A 16,186-nucleotide genomic window follows, 5' to 3' on the forward strand; every position below is an offset into this window, starting at 1 on the left:
GTCAATCCTCGAAGGAAGCCTCGTTCTCCTCGGGGCTGGCCTCCGGTTCATCCTGCCGGAGCTGGTCCTGGATCCATTGGCGGAATGCGGCGATCTTGGGCACTTCCATGCGATCCGGCAGGCACACGACGTAAAAGCCGTTGGCATGGAGCAGCGGCACGTCGAACGGGATCACGAGCCGGCCGGCGGCGATGTCGTCGAGGACATAGTGACGCTGGCTGAGCCCCACTCCCATGCCGGCCAGCACGCACTGATGCATGACGGCCTGATCCTCGGGGTAGATTTCGCGGAACGGCGTGAACGGCGCCGTGCTGACCTGGGACCACCAGGCCTGCCATTCATCGCGCCGTGCGTAGCCGTGGTACAGCGTGGTCTTCAGCAGATCTTCAGGGCGATGCAAGCCGACAGCGTCGGCCAGGCCGGGTGCGCAGACCGGCACCATTTCGACCTGGAACAACTGTTCCGACCAGATGCCGGGCCAGGGCGGCACTCCGTAGCGGATTGCCACGTCGATGTCGTCCACGGCGAAATCGACCTCGGTGCGTCCCGACGACAGCCGGATTTCGATATCGGGATATTGCGCCTGAAAGTCGGGCAGCTTGGGAATCAGCCAGCGAATCAGGAAATTCGTATAAGAATGCACGGTCAGCACCGTCCGCCGCTTGCCCTGGCGCAAGATCTGGGTCGCATGGCTGATGCCGTCGAAGGACTCGGTCAACGCGCGCGCGAACTCGCGGCTGGCCTGCGGAATCACGAGATTGTTATTGACCCGTTCAAACAGCTGGAAACCCAGATAACCCTCGAGGGAGCGAATGTGGCGGCTGATCGCCCCCTGCGTCACGTTCAGCTCGGCGGCAGCCTTGGTGAAGCTTTCATGGCGCACCGCCACCTCGAACGCCCTGAGGTGATTGAGCGGGGGCATCTGCCGTTTTTGCAATGGCGCGCTCATGGATCTCTCCCTGCTCAAGCGCCCAGATACGCGCTCAGGACGTCCTGGCTGCTCAGCAGTTCCTGGCTGGTACCCTGCAGGGTCAGCGATCCTGTCTCGAGCACGAAACCATAGTCCGATACCTTGAGCGCCAGCCGAGCGTTCTGCTCGACCATGACGACCGTAATGCCCTCGGCGTTGATGGTCCGCACCAGCTTCGCGACTTCCAGGATGAGCTTGGGCGCCAAACCCAGCGTGGGCTCATCCAGCATCAGGATTCTAGGCTCGCTGATCAAAGCCCGGGCAATGGCGACCATCTGCTGCTCACCGCCTGAAAGGCTGGACGCGATCTGCCTCCGGCGCTCGACGATCCGGGGGAAAATTGAATAGATAAACTCCAGGCGCTGCCGGTACTTTCGGGCATCCCGCATCCGATATGCGCCGATCCGGATGTTGTCGTACACGCTCATGTCGGGAAACAGGCGCCGGCCCTCGGGGCACAGGACGATGCCGCGCTCGAGCCTCTCGTGCGGCCTGAGCGTGCCTATCTCCTCGCCATCGAGCTTGATCGAGCCACCGCCCTGCCGGGTCTGGCCCGCCAGCGTCCTAAGGAGCGTGGACTTCCCCGCGCCATTGGCTCCAATGACCGCAGCCACCCCATGGTCGGGCACGGCAATGGATACATCCCGAAGGGCATGCACTCCGTGGTAATCGACCGAAAGATTCTGGATTTCAAGCAAAGTCGTAATCCTCCCCGAGATAGGCATCGATCACCGACGCATCCGCTTTGATCTCGGCGGGCGTACCCAACGCCAGCGGCTCGCCGCGATTGACGACCAGGATTCGATCGCATGAGCCCATCACCAGCGGCATGTCGTGTTCGACCAGCAGGATGGTCATCCCCAGTTCGTCACGCAAACGGCGGATCAGCCGTCCGGCTTCCTTTTTTTCCGACGAATTCAGCCCGGCGGCCGGCTCGTCCATCAGCAACAGCCGGGGGGCGACCATGATTGCCATGCCGACCCCGAGCATCTTCTGCAGGCCGTACGCGAGGCCCCCGGCCGGCAGATCCAGCACGCTCCCGATTCCGATGAACTCTGCCACTTCCGATAACCGAGCGCTGTCCGCCACCGCCTTGCGCGAAGAAAAATAGCCCCGCGGACTATGACGCCATCTCAGGACCTGCGCACGCCGCAGATTTTCACGCACCGTATGAGCGCCGAACACATGCACCGCCTGGAAGGTCCGGGCGATCCCCCGCCGCGCGATCTCGTCGCACGCATGCCCCGAGATGTCTTGTCCGCCCAGGGAAACCGTACCGCTCGTGGGTCGAAAATGTCCCGCAATGACATTGAACAGCGTGGTCTTGCCTGCGCCATTGGGGCCGATGATCCCGAAAATATCACCTTCGTCCACCGAAAAGGAGACACCGGACACCGCCGTCAGCCCACCGAACCGTTTGGTCAGATCACGGACCTCGAGTAGCTTAGGCATGGGCCTTCCCCCGCTGCAACAGGGCGACCAGCCCTTGCCTGAAGAAAATGAGGAAGACGACCAGGCAGCCGCCATAAATCAGCAACTGGTATTCACGCGCCTCGCGCAAGAGCTCGGGCAGAGGCACGATAAAAATCGCCCCGAGCACTGGTCCGAGCACGGTGCTGACACCACCGATCGCATTGATGACGATCAAATCGACGGACACAATGAAACCGAAGGCTTCGGGCGACAGGAAACTGATGTAGAAGGCGTACAGGCCGCCGCTCAGGCCGGCCACGAACGCACTGACCGCGAAAGTCCCGATGCGCCAGGACAGAGCATTCGATCCGAGGGCGCGGCTGAGCATCTCGTCCTCGTTCAGCGAATGGAAGATAGCTCCGATATCGGAGCGCTCAACCAGGCGCATCACGCCGTATACGATGACCGACAGCAACAGGCCGAAAACGAAATAATGCTGGGGTTGTGTCAGGCGCAGGGATCCTATCGCGAACTTGGGAATGCCGTACAGGCCGTTGTTGCCGCCGAAAAGCGACGTCCATTCCTGGAAGATCAGGTTGATGATTTCCCCGAAGGCGTAGGTCAGCAGGACGAAATAGACGCCCTTGATGCGCAGGAACAGCGGCCCGACCACAGCCGCCAGGACGCCGGCAAACAACGCCCCGCACAGTAGCGCCAGCGCCGGCGGAAAACCCAGCCGCATGGTCAGCAGCGCGGCGCCATAGGCGCCGATGCCCATGAACGCGGGCTGAGCGATGGACAGCTGGCCGATCTTCAGCATCAGATTCATGCTGAGCGCCAGCGGAATCATGATGGTGACCATGGCCGCCAGGTGAAAGACATAGCGGTTGTCCAGGAACCAAGGCAGCAACGCCAGGACGAAGATCAGGAGATAGATGGAGCGGGTTCTCATCGCACGCTTCCTCCCATCAGGCCACTGGGTCGAGCCACCACAATGAGCAGGACCATCACGAAGGACACAATCAGCGCCACTGTCGAATTGACCAAGGTCGTGACCACGGACTCGCTCAGTCCGATCAGGAAGCCGCCCAGCACGGCCCCCGGCAGGCTGCCCAGCCCTCCCAGAATGACGACCACGAATGCCTTGAGCATGGGGAGTTCTCCCATATAGGGACCGACGGTATAGATAGGCGCCATCAGAGCACCCGCCAGGCCGGCGAGCACACAGGCCAAGCCGAAGGCCGCCCTATAGACCAGTCCGGGCTCGATACCCATGAGGGTGGCCGTATCAGGGTCCTGCGCAACCGCCTGCATGGCCAATCCCAGCCGTGCGTATTTCAGGAACACATAGAACAGCACCAGAATCCCCAGCGCGCACAGACCCACGATGGTACGGTCCCATGGCACCGAGGCGCTCATCAGGCTCCAGGTGCCCGTGAACGGACGAGACACCGACTGCTCGGAAGGACCGAACAGCAGAAGGGCGACGGACTGCAGGATGACTCCGACGGCCAGCGACATGATCATGCCGGCCAGTTCGTCGCCAACCAGCGGCCGGAACAGCGTCCGCTCAACCACGACGCCCAGAATCCCGCTGAGCAGGCCACCCGCCACGACAGCCAGGAAAAAGGGCCAGCCCAACGCTCCGAATAGAAAAAGCACCGCCATGGCGCCAACCATGTAGAACTCGCCGTGCGCAAAATTGACGATCCGCATGATCCCGAAGATCAGCGTGAAGCCCAGCGCCATCAGCACATAGATCAGGCTGGACAGAAGCCCATTGACGACGACCTGTTCAACCATGGCCCACCCGCCATCTCGAGGTCCGGCAGACGCGGGCGCCGCATGGCACTACCAGCCCTCGCGCGTTCGGTCTCTGTTTCATATTTGTCTCCTGCTCATCGTCCAGGCTTGTCGCCGCCGCCGGATCGGCGCTTCATCGAAACGCACCCAAGTATAGGAACGCCGAACCGGGGCAGTCCATGCCATTTTTCGGGAAACGGTATCCGGTTCTCCCGAAGATGGCGTGGCCCGCGTTCCACCCTATTGCATGTGGTTCCATGGTTCAGATGACCCCTGCTTCACGCCAGCGTTCGAGCTCCTGCTCCGTATGACCCAGCCACTGGCCGAACACCCGATGATTGCTCGCACCCAGCGGCAGACTGGGTTCGATGGCCCGGCGTTCGGTACCCTCGAAGACCAGGGGGGAATGCGGCAGAATGACATCGCCCAGCTCGGGATGGTGCACGTGCTGCAGACTGCCGCGCGCCAGCATATTGCGGTCGTGCATCACCTCCTTGAGGCTGCGCACTGGCGCACACGGCACTTTGGCTTCCAGCATCCGCGTGGCGATGTCGTCCTTCGGCAGCTGACGGGTCCATGCTTCCAGCAAGGCATCGACTTCCGCCCAATGCTGCACACGCGCCGAACGGCTGACGAACCGGGGATCCTCCTTCAATTCCGGGCGGCCGATCACATCCAGGATCGCCTGAAAATGCCGATCTCCCGGGGCGTTCAGGACGACGTAGCCGTCCTGCGTCTGATAGACGTTATAAGGCGAAATGCCCAGACCGCCGTGCCGATTGCCCGTACGGGCGGGCGCCGCATCACCACGCGCGTGCAGCATGCCCAGGTTGGATGCCAGCGAAGCGAAGACGGCTTCCTGCATCGACACTTCGACCACGCGCCCCGCCCCCGTGCGCTCCCGTTCGTACAGAGCGGTCACGATGGCCGCATACAGATGGATGCCGGCCATGAAATCGCATATAGCGGCACCCGACTTCACCGGCGGCTGATCCGGGTACCCCGTGGAATCGATGATCCCGGACATGGCCTGCATCACCAGGTCCATGGCGGGATAATCCCGATAAGGGCCGGTCTTTCCGTAGCCGGAACTCGAGCCGTAGATCAGCCTGGGATTGAGGGCACGCAGATTGTCCGCACCCAGCCCCAGGCGATCCATCACGCCAGGGGCGAAGTTCTCCACCAGGACATCGGCATGTCCCACCATTTCACGCAGCAGATCGGCGCCACGAGGGTCCTTCAGATTCAGGGTGACCGGTTTCTTGTTCGAATTCAGCATGGCGAAGGGCAGCGCAGCGCCGCCCATGTCTCCCCGGCTCCTGAGGTGTTCCCCCTGCCTGGGCTCGACCTTGATGACCTCCGCCCCCGCCATGGCCATCAGAAAGGTGGCGTAGGGGCCGTTATAGACGTGCGAAAGGTCGATGACGACGAGCCCCTCCAGGGGCAAAGGCTTCAGCTGCGTATCCATGGTGCGGCTCTGGCTTCCGGATTGTTTCATGTTGTGCCGTCCAGCAGGCGTTGAGCGGCGACCCGATGCGGACGGTCCAGCATCTTCCCATCCAGGGCAATGGAACCCGCTCCGGGCGCGTGTGCAAAGGCCGCCACCACGCGCCTGGCCCATTCGAGCTCAGCCCCCGTCGGCTGGAAGACTTCGTTGATCACGGCCACCTGGTCAGGATGGATCGCGGCCTTGGCGGTGAATCCGTCGCGACGCGCATCCAGCGCCTCGGCCCTCAAGCCCTCGGGATTGCGGAAATCGACATAGACGGCATCGACGGCCGCCACCCGCGCGGCAGCGGAAGCCAGCAGGGTCATGGATCGTGCCAGCAGGAAGAGATCGCTGTACTGTCCCGGCGCCTGCCGGTTGGACCGGGCGCCGATATCGGTCGCGAGGTCTTCCCCACCCCATAACATGCCGCAGAGCCGGGCGTCCTGGATGCGCGCATAGTCGCCCATGCTCAGGACCGCACGGGCATGCTCGGTGACGATCGGCAGTACCCGGATCATGCCCGGCTCGATGCCTTCGCGCACTTCGAGCGCCTGCAGCCAGGCGCCGACCCGGGCCAGCGCATCGGCCCCCCCGCATTTCGGCAGCATGATGCCGTAGGGCCGCGCGCCGATCACTGCGGCCAGGTCCTGCAGGGCCATGCCGCTGTCCAGATCATTGATCCGGACGAACAGCCGGTGCCGGGACTGGTGCTGCGCGACGAAAGCCGCGGTGATCTCTCGCGCTTTCGTCTTGCCATCCGGCGGCACCGCATCCTCGAGATCGAGGATCAACGCGTCCGCCCCGCAGCTCAGGCCCTTCGCCAGCTTGCGCTCGTCATGGCCGGGGATGAAAAGCAGCGATCGCATGTCAGAATGCTCCGGTCGACAGGAACCCATCCACGGGATCGAAATCCTCGAGCAGCTTCCGGCCGACCAGATCCTTCAGGGTCTCCGTCGCCCCTCCGCCCAGGGTGCCGTAGCGCGCGCCCCGGTAGTAGCGCGACACGGGGTACTCGTCCGTGAAACCATAGCCGCCATGCACCTGCAAGGCCTCGCTGGTGATCCGGATGGCCATTTCATTGACGAAGATCTTGGCGATGGCCGCTTCGTGCGGATCGGGGAAGGGGTTGGCAGTCAGGCAGGCCCGATACAGCAGGCTGCGCCCCGCCTCGATGTCGCGGTACATCTCGGCGAACTTCCAGCGGATACCCTGAAAATCGCCGATGGCCTTGCCGAACACCGTCCGGTCGCGCACGTATTTGATCGCTTCTTCAAAAGCGCCCTCGGCCAAACCCAGCGACACGCTGGGGTTCAGGCAGCGCTGCGTGTTGAAGGCCGCCAGCAGCTTCTTGAAGCCGCCCTGGCGCAGGATCACGTTCTCCAGCGGAACCTCGACGTTCTCGAAGCGGATTTCCGCCAGGTTTTCGCCACCCATGGTGTGATAGCGCGCCGTGACTTCAAAACCCGGGGTATGGCGATTGACCAGCACGCAGCCGATGCCGTCGCGCCCCGGCGTACCGTCGATCCGGCTGAAGACCACGAACCATTCGGCCTCGTCGGCACGGCTGATCAGCGTCTTGACGCCATTGACGACCGCGCGGTCACCCTTGATGACGGTATTCGTCCGGTAGTTGGGCACGTCGGTGCCCGCATGAGGTTCGGTCATGCACACGGCCAGCATGGCATCGCCCGTGCAGACCTTGGGCAGGATGTCGCGCTTCATGCTTTCGGGCGCATAGGTCGAAATCACGCGGACCTGCACACCGACTTCGCCCATCAGGGCCATGGCGGTGGCGTAGCAGGACTTGGCGACCTCTTCGATCACCAGGGCGGTGTCGAACACGGGCAGATTCGAACCGCCGTATTCCTCGGGAATCGACATGCCCAGCACGCCGATCTCAGCCAGGTCGCGCAGATTGTCCCAGGGGAACGTGCCGTCGAGGTAATTCATGGCACGGCCACGGAACTTTTCCCGGCCCAGTTCACGCACCGTGCCCACCAGGGCACGCTGCTCGGAAGTCAATTGAAGTCGGGCATTGCTCATCTCGGATGTCCTTTGGATGTTTGAATCGAATGCATGGACGAACCGGCGGCACTCGCATGCCGCCGGGCGGCTTATTCAACGACCCCGGTAAACCGGGGCGCACGGCGTTCGGCAAAGGCGGCCAGCCCTTCGGCATAATCGGCCGACCCCAGGATGGACGGCAGGGCGGCGCGTTCCATGCGCAAGGCGTCCTCGAGCGGCTTTTCGATGCCGCGATACACCAGTCGCTTGATCTCGGCCATCGCCGGCGCGGAACGGCCGGCCAGCAAAGCCGCGAATTCATGCGTACGCGCCTCGAGCCGGTCGGCCGCGATCACCTCGTTGACCAGGCCGATCTGCAAGGCATATTCGCTGCTGACGGGCTCGCCGCCGAGCATCATCTGCAGAGCGCGGCTGACGCCGACCAAGCGCGGCAGGCGCTGGGTGCCGCCCGCCCCCGGAAAAGCGCCCACGCGGCTCTCGGTCAGGCCCAGAGAAATCCCTTCGGCGGCCAAGCGCAGGTCGCAGCCCATTGCCAGCTCCAGGCCGCCGCCCAGCGCCAGGCCGTTCAGGACGGCAATGCTGACGAACGAAGAATCGGCCACGGCGTTGATCGCCTCGTTGATGCCGGCGTTATGCGCAAGCCGCGCGGGCAGATCCATGCCGGCGCGCTCCTTGAGATCGGCACCGGCGCAGAACGCACGGCCGCTGCCGCGCAACAGCACCACCCGCGCGCGCTGGGCGCGCGCATCCAGCACCGCCTGCTTCAATTCCCGCACTGCGTTCACGCTCAAGGCATTCATCCGGTCAGGCCGGTTCAGCGTGATTTCGATGACCTGTTCGGCTATTGGCCGGACGATGACGTCCTGATTCATTGCAGCCCCTGTGCTTTCCTGATTTCGTGCGCCTGCTGCGCCAAGGCATCCCGGTGATCGGGATGCGCTACCTCGATGAGCCGCCGGATGCGTTCCTGCAGCGAACAGCCGCGAAGATGCGCCACGCCATATTCGGTCACGACGGCATCCACGTCGCCACGCGACGTCGTGACCGGACGCAACCCCAGTGACCCGACCAGCCGCGAATGCTTGCCGTCCGCCGTGGTCGAGGGAATGGCGATGATCGAACGGCCGCCGGGCGACAGGGTTCCGGCCCGCACGAAGTCGGCATGCCCGCCCAGGGCGCCCAGATAGCGGCCGGCCGCCACTTCGGCATTGACCTGCCCGGTCAGATCGATTTCGACGGCGGAGTTGATGGTGTGGAACATGCACAGCGATGCCGCCGTCGCCGGGCTATGGGTATAGTCGGCATTGCGCAGGTCTACCGATCCGCTGTCGCGCGCGAAGTCCCGCAGGCGGCCCGTGCCGAACAGGCCGCCCGTCACGGTCTGGCCTTCGTCGCAGCCTTTATGAGCATTGGTGACCACGCCGCGCTCGACCAGATCGACCAGGACATCGGACACCACACCACTGTGGACGCCCAGCCCCCGATGCCCCATCAGCGCCTGCGCCACGGCCGTGGGCAAGGTCCCGACGCCCAGTTGCACCGTGGCCCGATCCGGAATCAGGGACGCCACGTGGATGGCAACCGCACGCTCAATGTCGGACGGCACGGGATCCTGCATCTCGATGATGCGTTCATCACGCTCGACCAACACGTCGATGTCCTCGGCACGGACCAGCGCATCGCCCAGCAAGGCCGGCAAGGCCGGATTCACCAGCGCGATCACCACGCGGGCACGCTCGATCATGGCCTGGGTGAAGTCGGCAATCACGCCCAGGGAATATCGTCCGCCGCCGACGGGCCGCACCTGAATGAGCACCACATCGAGACGCAGGCGGCCGCTGCGCAGCAGCCCCGGAATCGCGCTGACGTGGCAGGGATAGACCTCGGCCAGGGCACTGACCCGGCGGCTGCTGCCGGCTCCGTTGAGCGCATGCAGACGAAAGGCATCGGTCAGGTCCGGCCGCAGGGTATCCGATTGGGTCAGGCCGAACAGCAGCGCGCAATTCTCCAGCGCATGACGTTGCGCGACCAGCGCCTCGGTCAGCGCCAGCGGTTCGCCCGGGCCCTGGGGCCAGCCCACCACATCACCGGGCTGCAGATGATCGGCGAAACGCAGCCGATCCAGAGGCACGGTACAGACGGTTGAAGAGGGTGACACGGTCATGTTGTCTCGCAGGATCCTGCCGCTGTCCGGCGGCATGTGCGGAGAAGTCCTGAACACCGGAAAACGGCTTCAAATCAGCGTTTCCTGACCCCTCTCGCATATTTTCGGTTAGTGTAGATTTGGGCGGATTGGAGGGTCCATCGGTATTTCTGGGACACCGCATCCTCGTTTTCCGAACTCCAGAAATCCCGGCCACACGTCCTCCGCCCCGGCCGCAATACCGGTGGCGCGTGGCGAACGCTTTTACTCTGCGACTGCCGGGGTTTCGGACAGAATTTTCTGGTAGCCTGTGAACACCGCCTCGGCCGGCAGACCCCGCGCGCCGAGACGGTCGACGAAGTCTTTGCCAACCCCTTTCATGCGCTCGTCGAGCTTCGCCAGCTCAGCATCGGAATAGGTGTAGATGGCGATGCCCTTCTCCCCGAATTCGTGCAGCAGGCTTTTCTGCTCATCATCCATCAGGCGGGCCACCGAATCCTCCACCTTCGCGGAGCAGTCATCAACCACCGCGCGCTGCGCGTCCGGCAGTTTCTGGTAGACGTCCAGATCCATGGCCAGCAAGGTCGAGAAGCTGCCGAACTGGCCGTTCGCACTGATCGACTTCAGAAGTTCCTGCAAGCTGTATGACTTAATGCTGGGCACGCCCAGCAGAGCGGCATCCACGGTGCCGCGTTCCAGCGCCACATAAATGTCCGCAGCGGGCATTTCTACCGGTGAAGCCCCCAACCCCTTGATCGTCAGGGTGTTGGCCGCCCCTGCCGAACGGATCAGACGCCCCTTGAACTGATCGGCCGTCTCGATGGGTTTGCCCACGCTCATGACCTGGTAGGGCGCAAACAGATTGATCACCAGCGGATGGATACGGTTCGCTTTCATTTCGGCGGCGAGCGCCGGAATCTCGGCCAGCGCCCTGCGACTGGTCGTCACCATCTGCCTTGAAGTCTGGCCCATGCCGGGCAGCATCGATACCCCATTGAGCGGCAGCTTGTTGGTCACATAACCCACTGAAACGGCGGCAACCTGCAGCAGTCCGGTATTCAGGGCGTCCAGCGTAGCGCCGGTCGCTGCGATCTGGCCCGAAGGAAAATACTGGAAGGAAATTTCCCCCCGGGTCCCCTCCTTCACACAAGCCATCCACGGTTCGGTAAGATCCTTGCCAAAGAAGTGTGTGGGCGAAAATCCGTTCCCCACCATCATGTTTTCGCCCCACGCCGCAGGGGTCGTCAATGCCACCGCAGCCACGACGGCCAGGCATTTCAAATCGATCTTTTTCATCTCTCGCTCCTTTTTCGCCCGTATCCGGTTTCACCGACGGGTATGCCGATAGGATCCTCGGTGGCTATCGCACGCCCGGCCACCATGAAGATCGCGTTTGCCGATCCAACCAGCCTGTCCGCCGCCCAGGCCTCCGCACGCATGAATACGGTATTGCGCCCCGATTTCATGACGACAGCCTCGAACCGGATGAACTCGCCGATCCGGCCGGAACGCAGAAAATCAGTCGTCATCGACGCTGTGGCAAACCGCTCGTCCGGACGCAACTGCCAGATCTGCACGCTCATGGCCCGGTCAAACATCGTCATCAGGATTCCGCCATGAACGGCGCCGCTGATGTTCCGGTGGATATCCCGGGTCAGGATGCCGAACTCGGGCACTGCACCCGTCTGGCGCACATAGACCGACGCCACATGGCCGATGAACGTGTCGTCCGCATAAGGCTCCCAACCCTGTTCATGGAGCGGGGGCATGGTGGTTTCCGTCATTGGCGACATCCTGCAGATACACCGGCACTCATCACGAGATGAAGTACAAGGTGATTTCGGGGAACGCCAGCAACAGCGCGAGAACGACGAGTTCGGTCACGACGAACGGCATCACGCCCCGGAAGCAGGCCCGCAGATCCACGCGCGACGCTGACGACGTGACGAAGACGTTCAGGCCCATGGGCGGGGACACCAGTCCGATTTCAGCAGTCTTGACGATGATGACGCCCCACCAGATAGGGTCATAGCCCAGGCTCGTCATCAGGGAGAACGTGATGGGCGCGGTCAGGATGATGATCGCGGCCTGGTCCATCACCATGCCCAGTAGCAGATACACGAACACCACCATCAGCATGACGGCGGCGGGCGACAACCCTGACTCCGCGATCCAGCCCAGCGCCGCCTGGGTGACCTGGGAAAAGGAAATGAAGTAGCCAAAGAGATGGGCGCCGAAAATGATTGTCACGATCATGGCCGTAATGCGCAGCGTATTGCCTACGGCATCCATAAAGGCCGGCCGGGTCATCCGGCGGGTCGCCAGCGCCACCAGCAGCGCGCCCAGCGCACCGACGGCGGCAATTTCCGTCGGCGTCGCGACGCCGCTATACAGTCCGCCCAGGACCACCATGATCAGCACAGCCATCGGCCAGACCGACGAGCCCTTCTGCTCTACCGCCAGCAGGGCTTCCATCTCGGGCTTTGGGCCCAGCCCAGGGCGCAGTTTCAACATCAGCATGATGGTGACCAGATAGCCCGCCGCGGTCACCAGGCCGGGAAACACCCCCGCCAGAAAGAGCTTGCCGATGGACGTTTCCGTCATCAGGCCATACAGCACGAATGCCGTGGAAGGCGGGATCATGATCGCCAACGTGCCGGCGATGGCGATGGTCCCCGCTGCGAAGCCCGGATCGTAGCCCGCCTTTTTCATGGCCGGCAGTGCCGCCCGAGTGATGGAGGCGGCCGAAGCCGTACTCGACCCCGAAGCCGCCGCCAGGATGACGCCGGAAAACACGCAGGCAATGGCCATGCCGCCGCGCACTTTGCGCAGCAGCCGATTGCAGGCGATCATCAGGTCCTGCGCGATGCCGCCGCAGCCCAGGAACTCCGCCATCAGGACGAACATCGGGATCGTCAGGATCAGATACGACGCCGACGTGGCATGAACAACCTTGGACATGAGTGCCAGGATGGTCTGCACCGGCACCAGCAGGGACAGCGATCCGATCCCCGCCAGGCCCAGGGCAAAGCCGATCGGAATCGCAGCCAGGATCGAACCAAGCAGAATCAGGGTTCCCCAGACGAAGATCATTCGTTCTCTCCCTCGTCCGCATGAACCGTATGCAACTGTCCGGCGGGGCCGCAAGACTGCAGTCCGAGCCGCAAGGCCAGCAAGCCGCAGCCGACAGGAATCGGCGCCCAGGACCAGGACACCGGCCAGTCGATCACACCCAGCTGATATTCGTCGTGGATCCAGGCCGCCCAGGCATACCGGGCGCCAAGCCAGGCCAGCACGGCCATGTAGCAGGCGCTGAGCAGAATACCGATGCGCAGCAGACAGGTACGGCCGCCCGGCGCCAGCCGGTCCATGAAGGCCCGTATGCGGATATAGCCGCCCGTCCGGTAGCCCCAAGGCAAGGCCAGACAGATCAGGCCGACCAGCAGATAGTTTTCGGTCAGGGCGTACTGGAACGAAAGCGGTGCGCCGAATGCATACCGCATCAGCACATCCACCGACACCAGCACCATGGCGGCCAGGAGCAGCGCGCCCGCCAGGATGGCGGCTGCCGTTTCAAGCCATGAAAGCAGATGATCCAGGGATGCCCTGGATCCGTACGCCCTGGTGTTATTCATGTTGTCTCGTCTCCGCCCACGTTGACCGGCCGGCTGTGTTCCGGGAATCCAAGACCGCCGGAAACCCGCATGAAATCAGCTTCTTCGCCTGCTCGGCACATATTTTCGGCTAGTGTAGAATTGGGCGGATTGTGAGGTCCATCGGTATTTCTGGGACACCGCATCCTCGTTTTCCGAACTCCAGAAACCACCAAGGGGAACCGCCCGTGATGATCGATCTGGTGCAGTTGCGCACCTTCGTCTGCGTCGCCGAAGAACAGCATCTGACTCGTGCCGCCGAACGCCTGCACATCAGCCAGTCGGCGGCCAGCGCACACGTCCGGGCCATCGAAGACCACTTCGACACCCAGCTCTTCATTCGTACCAACCGCAATCTGAAACTCACCCACACCGGCGAACTGCTGCTCGACGAAGCCCGCAACCTGCTGAACAACGCCAGCGTCTTCACGTCCTTCGCCCGCAAACTGCGCGGCAAAATGGAAGGCCAGCTCATCATCGGCACCAGCAGCGACCCTTCCAGCCGCGCCGCCGAAACGGTCGCCACCTTGTTGCGCACCCATCCGCTGATCAGCGTGGATCTGCGCGCGCGGCCTTCCGCAGGCACGCGACAGGACCTCAAGACCGGCGAACTGGACGCCGGCATCCTGCTGGGCCCCTCCAACGATCCGGACATCAGCCACTACGAACTCACGCACTTCGACTTCCGCATCGTGGGGCCGATCGCCCTGAAGGACCAGATCGAATCCGCCGACTGGGAAGCCCTGGCGGCCATGCCCTGGCTCACGCCGCTGGACACCAGCATGGCGTACTCGTCGCTGCTGAATGATCTGTTCGCCACCCGGGGCCTCACCCCGCGCGCCGTGGCGCGATTCGACAATGCGTCGCTGGCCCGGGCCATGTCGAAGGCCGGCGTGGGACTGACGCTCATGCGGGCGGACCACGCCCAGGAAGACGCCGCCGCCGGACGCCTGGCCATCGCCCCCATCGCCAAGGCGCAATTGCCGCTCTACGTCGTCCACTTGGCCAGCCGCAAGTCGGACCCGCTGATCGAGGCCTTCGTCGACGCCGCGCTCAGCGTATGGCCCGATGCGCCCTGCCATGCAGGGGACGCCGCTCCCTGACGGCGCTCCGGACAGTCATGCCGCCATCGGGAAAATGCGGCCCAGATCCTGGCCGAAATCGGCCGACTGCTCGATTTTCATGATCAGGTCCAGCAAGTCATGCAGCCGGTCGTCCTGCAGCACGAGCTTGCCCTGATCCAGGTATTTCTGCACCAGCACTTCGTCGCTGAGCGAAATATTCGAGGCATCCGCGCCGCGACCATCCAGCACGATGGGCGGCTTGCCCCGGACATGGATCGTGATCACGCAGTCGGTCACCGGCAAGCTGTCATCGGTCACCAGCGTGATTTTCCGGCGCAACGCAGCCACGGCGGGCTTGTCGATGATCTCCTGATACAGCCCCTCGATACCCAGGGACTCGCCCAGCAGGGCCAGCGCGATCCAGTGCTGGCCGCTGACGATGGCGGGAAAAATGTCCTTGGGCGCGGGATTGTCCACCAGCGCCCGGGTCTTACCGTTCACACGGACCTCGACCCGCTCGACATCCCCTTCGGTCAACGGCTTCAGCTTGCTCTTCCGGATCGTATTGAGCAGCGGATGAATCACGACCCCACACGGATATGGCTTGTAGGACACGCGCTCCAGTTCATAGACCTCGCCCAGTTTGGCAAAAGCGGCAGCCCAATCAGCATCCGGCGTATAGGCCGCAAACAGCCCGCGCTTGCCGCTGAGGACCTCATCGGTGCTCGTGAAGCCTGACTGCGCCAACAGCGCGGCATGCAGGCCGTCCCGAGCCGCAAAAGCCGGTACGACCATGCCCGACATGGCCCCATGGGTGGCCCGCAACCCCGCCGCCTGCGTGGCGGCATGGCCAATGGCCCAGCCGGTCGCCTGACGATCCAGGTCCAATGCCACGGCGCCCGCTACGGCGGCGCCGATCGGCCCCGTCACCCCGGTCAGGTACAGGCCGAAATTGGGCGCAGCGGAATGCAGGATGAACGCATTGGCCAGCGCGCAAGACAGCTCCAGCCCGGCGATGAGGGCTTCCATGACACGCGGGCCCGATACCGGATGGCCGCTCTGCGCCACGGACAGGATTGCGGCGGCCACCGGGCCGGTGGGATGCGTGATCGTGGGCACGTGCGTGTCGTCGAACGCATACACGGCCGAGCTCAGGCAGTTCAGGAACGCCGCATCGATGGGCGCCTTGTGCAGATCCGTCCCATACACGGGCACGGAGCCGGGGCTGGCCGATTCCGCAGCACGCCGCAAGGCATCCGATTGCGAGGCGCCCAGCGCGCACCCGAACCAGTTGATCAGGGCGCGTTTGGCCTCGTGGGTGATCTTGTCCGGCGGCGCCGCAAAATGACCGCTGTCCAGCGCATCGAGCATCATGCCCGTGGCCGATCCGGCCGGCCTGGTCCCTGCCGGCACGGCCGCCGCGTCTTTCGAAACCGTACCGGCCCGGGCCAGCGTGCCTGCCAGAGGCAGCGCACCGGCGGCCAGCAGCATCGTTCTGCGATGGATGTTCATGAGGTGTCTCCTTTCTGTGCCAGTACCATGGATGCCCGCGCTGCAGGCAAGACCACTCCCCACAGTGCGGACGCAGCTTGAATGATTTTTGCGGGCCAGTATGGAATCTGGCCA

At 63.5% G+C, this 16,186-nt stretch carries 16 protein-coding genes; 1 reads left to right on the forward strand and 15 read right to left on the reverse strand.

What is annotated here, in order from left to right:
• Nucleotide 1: 1 nt before the first annotated feature.
• The 14 genes from gcvA to ACFO27_RS07200 all read right to left on the reverse strand — a co-directional run bounded on the left by gcvA (nucleotide 2) and on the right by ACFO27_RS07200 (nucleotide 13,478).
• Nucleotides 2-949 (reverse strand): transcriptional regulator GcvA, encoded by a 948-nt coding sequence (gene gcvA / locus ACFO27_RS07135; protein WP_376816719.1) that lies wholly within the window; start codon nucleotides 947-949, stop codon nucleotides 2-4.
• A 14-nt stretch (nucleotides 950-963) separates the two neighbouring features.
• Complete coding sequence (locus ACFO27_RS07140; protein WP_376816720.1) at nucleotides 964-1,668, reverse strand: ABC transporter ATP-binding protein; 705 nt, start codon at nucleotides 1,666-1,668, stop codon at nucleotides 964-966.
• Nucleotides 1,661-2,422: an ABC transporter ATP-binding protein gene (locus ACFO27_RS07145; RefSeq protein ID WP_376816721.1), complete on the reverse strand. Its 762-nt coding sequence runs from the start codon at nucleotides 2,420-2,422 to the stop codon at nucleotides 1,661-1,663. The genes ACFO27_RS07140 and ACFO27_RS07145 overlap by 8 nt, the downstream gene beginning before the upstream one ends.
• Entirely contained in the window at nucleotides 2,415-3,335 is a 921-nt protein-coding gene (locus tag ACFO27_RS07150; protein WP_376816722.1) for a branched-chain amino acid ABC transporter permease, read from the reverse strand. The genes ACFO27_RS07145 and ACFO27_RS07150 overlap by 8 nt, the downstream gene beginning before the upstream one ends.
• Complete coding sequence (locus ACFO27_RS07155) at nucleotides 3,332-4,186, reverse strand: branched-chain amino acid ABC transporter permease (protein WP_376816723.1); 855 nt, start codon at nucleotides 4,184-4,186, stop codon at nucleotides 3,332-3,334. Before ACFO27_RS07155 ends, ACFO27_RS07150 begins: the two co-directional genes overlap by 4 nt.
• A gap of 262 nt (nucleotides 4,187-4,448) precedes the next feature.
• Nucleotides 4,449-5,654 carry a CaiB/BaiF CoA transferase family protein gene (locus ACFO27_RS07160; protein ID WP_376816724.1) on the reverse strand — a complete coding sequence of 402 codons (1,206 nt, stop codon included), beginning with the start codon at nucleotides 5,652-5,654 and terminating at the stop codon, nucleotides 4,449-4,451.
• A gap of 26 nt (nucleotides 5,655-5,680) precedes the next feature.
• On the reverse strand, nucleotides 5,681-6,541 hold the full coding sequence (locus ACFO27_RS07165) for an HpcH/HpaI aldolase/citrate lyase family protein (RefSeq protein ID WP_376816725.1): 861 nt from the start codon (nucleotides 6,539-6,541) through the stop codon (nucleotides 5,681-5,683).
• 1 nt (nucleotide 6,542) lies between these two features.
• Nucleotides 6,543-7,718, reverse strand: a complete 1,176-nt coding sequence (locus ACFO27_RS07170; RefSeq protein WP_376816726.1) for an acyl-CoA dehydrogenase family protein — start codon at nucleotides 7,716-7,718, stop codon at nucleotides 6,543-6,545.
• A 71-nt stretch (nucleotides 7,719-7,789) separates the two neighbouring features.
• Nucleotides 7,790-8,572 (reverse strand): enoyl-CoA hydratase/isomerase family protein, encoded by a 783-nt coding sequence (locus ACFO27_RS07175; RefSeq protein WP_376816727.1) that lies wholly within the window; start codon nucleotides 8,570-8,572, stop codon nucleotides 7,790-7,792.
• Nucleotides 8,569-9,900: an acetyl-CoA hydrolase/transferase family protein gene (locus ACFO27_RS07180; RefSeq protein ID WP_376816728.1), complete on the reverse strand. Its 1,332-nt coding sequence runs from the start codon at nucleotides 9,898-9,900 to the stop codon at nucleotides 8,569-8,571. Before ACFO27_RS07180 ends, ACFO27_RS07175 begins: the two co-directional genes overlap by 4 nt.
• A 207-nt stretch (nucleotides 9,901-10,107) precedes the next feature.
• Nucleotides 10,108-11,139 carry a TRAP transporter substrate-binding protein gene (locus ACFO27_RS07185; protein WP_376816729.1) on the reverse strand — a complete coding sequence of 344 codons (1,032 nt, stop codon included), beginning with the start codon at nucleotides 11,137-11,139 and terminating at the stop codon, nucleotides 10,108-10,110.
• A complete protein-coding gene (locus tag ACFO27_RS07190; RefSeq protein ID WP_376816730.1) occupies nucleotides 11,136-11,627 on the reverse strand; it encodes a PaaI family thioesterase in 492 nt (163 codons plus the stop codon). Before ACFO27_RS07190 ends, ACFO27_RS07185 begins: the two co-directional genes overlap by 4 nt.
• A gap of 31 nt (nucleotides 11,628-11,658) precedes the next feature.
• Nucleotides 11,659-12,936, reverse strand: a complete 1,278-nt coding sequence (locus ACFO27_RS07195) for a TRAP transporter large permease (RefSeq protein WP_376816731.1) — start codon at nucleotides 12,934-12,936, stop codon at nucleotides 11,659-11,661.
• Nucleotides 12,933-13,478: a TRAP transporter small permease gene (locus ACFO27_RS07200; RefSeq protein WP_376816732.1), complete on the reverse strand. Its 546-nt coding sequence runs from the start codon at nucleotides 13,476-13,478 to the stop codon at nucleotides 12,933-12,935. The genes ACFO27_RS07195 and ACFO27_RS07200 overlap by 4 nt, the downstream gene beginning before the upstream one ends.
• Nucleotides 13,479-13,687: 209 nt before the next feature.
• Between ACFO27_RS07200 and ACFO27_RS07205 the strand changes: the two genes are divergently transcribed.
• Nucleotides 13,688-14,599, forward strand: a complete 912-nt coding sequence (locus tag ACFO27_RS07205; protein ID WP_376816882.1) for a LysR family transcriptional regulator — start codon at nucleotides 13,688-13,690, stop codon at nucleotides 14,597-14,599.
• Nucleotides 14,600-14,614: 15 nt separating this feature from the next.
• Here ACFO27_RS07205 and ACFO27_RS07210 read toward each other — a convergent pair whose 3' ends face one another.
• The gene (locus ACFO27_RS07210; RefSeq protein ID WP_376816733.1) at nucleotides 14,615-16,072 is read right to left on the reverse strand and encodes an MmgE/PrpD family protein; all 1,458 of its coding nucleotides are present in this window, start codon (nucleotides 16,070-16,072) and stop codon (nucleotides 14,615-14,617) included.
• Between the last annotated feature and the right edge of the window lie 114 nt (nucleotides 16,073-16,186).

The sequence above is a fragment of the Castellaniella denitrificans genome (assembly GCF_042653765.1).
Lineage (GTDB): Bacteria > Pseudomonadota > Gammaproteobacteria > Burkholderiales > Burkholderiaceae_B > Castellaniella > Castellaniella denitrificans.

Bases quoted from the DNA above. Each gene is read 5' to 3' on its own strand.
- ACFO27_RS07160 (WP_376816724.1), bottom strand. From the start codon at position 5,654: ATGGATACGCAGCTGAAGCCTTTGCCCCTGGAGGGGCTCGTCGTCATC.
- ACFO27_RS07145 (WP_376816721.1), bottom strand. From the start codon at position 2,422: ATGCCTAAGCTACTCGAGGTCCGTGATCTGACCAAACGGTTCGGTGGG.
- ACFO27_RS07165 (WP_376816725.1), bottom strand. From the start codon at position 6,541: ATGCGATCGCTGCTTTTCATCCCCGGCCATGACGAGCGCAAGCTGGCG.
- ACFO27_RS07195 (WP_376816731.1), bottom strand. From the start codon at position 12,936: ATGATCTTCGTCTGGGGAACCCTGATTCTGCTTGGTTCGATCCTGGCT.
- ACFO27_RS07190 (WP_376816730.1), bottom strand. From the start codon at position 11,627: ATGACGGAAACCACCATGCCCCCGCTCCATGAACAGGGTTGGGAGCCT.
- gcvA (WP_376816719.1), bottom strand. From the start codon at position 949: ATGAGCGCGCCATTGCAAAAACGGCAGATGCCCCCGCTCAATCACCTC.
- ACFO27_RS07150 (WP_376816722.1), bottom strand. From the start codon at position 3,335: ATGAGAACCCGCTCCATCTATCTCCTGATCTTCGTCCTGGCGTTGCTG.
- ACFO27_RS07200 (WP_376816732.1), bottom strand. From the start codon at position 13,478: ATGAATAACACCAGGGCGTACGGATCCAGGGCATCCCTGGATCATCTG.
- ACFO27_RS07210 (WP_376816733.1), bottom strand. From the start codon at position 16,072: ATGAACATCCATCGCAGAACGATGCTGCTGGCCGCCGGTGCGCTGCCT.
- ACFO27_RS07175 (WP_376816727.1), bottom strand. From the start codon at position 8,572: ATGAATCAGGACGTCATCGTCCGGCCAATAGCCGAACAGGTCATCGAA.
- ACFO27_RS07155 (WP_376816723.1), bottom strand. From the start codon at position 4,186: ATGGTTGAACAGGTCGTCGTCAATGGGCTTCTGTCCAGCCTGATCTAT.
- ACFO27_RS07170 (WP_376816726.1), bottom strand. From the start codon at position 7,718: ATGAGCAATGCCCGACTTCAATTGACTTCCGAGCAGCGTGCCCTGGTG.
- ACFO27_RS07180 (WP_376816728.1), bottom strand. From the start codon at position 9,900: ATGCCGCCGGACAGCGGCAGGATCCTGCGAGACAACATGACCGTGTCA.
- ACFO27_RS07185 (WP_376816729.1), bottom strand. From the start codon at position 11,139: ATGAAAAAGATCGATTTGAAATGCCTGGCCGTCGTGGCTGCGGTGGCA.
- ACFO27_RS07205 (WP_376816882.1), top strand. From the start codon at position 13,688: ATGATCGATCTGGTGCAGTTGCGCACCTTCGTCTGCGTCGCCGAAGAA.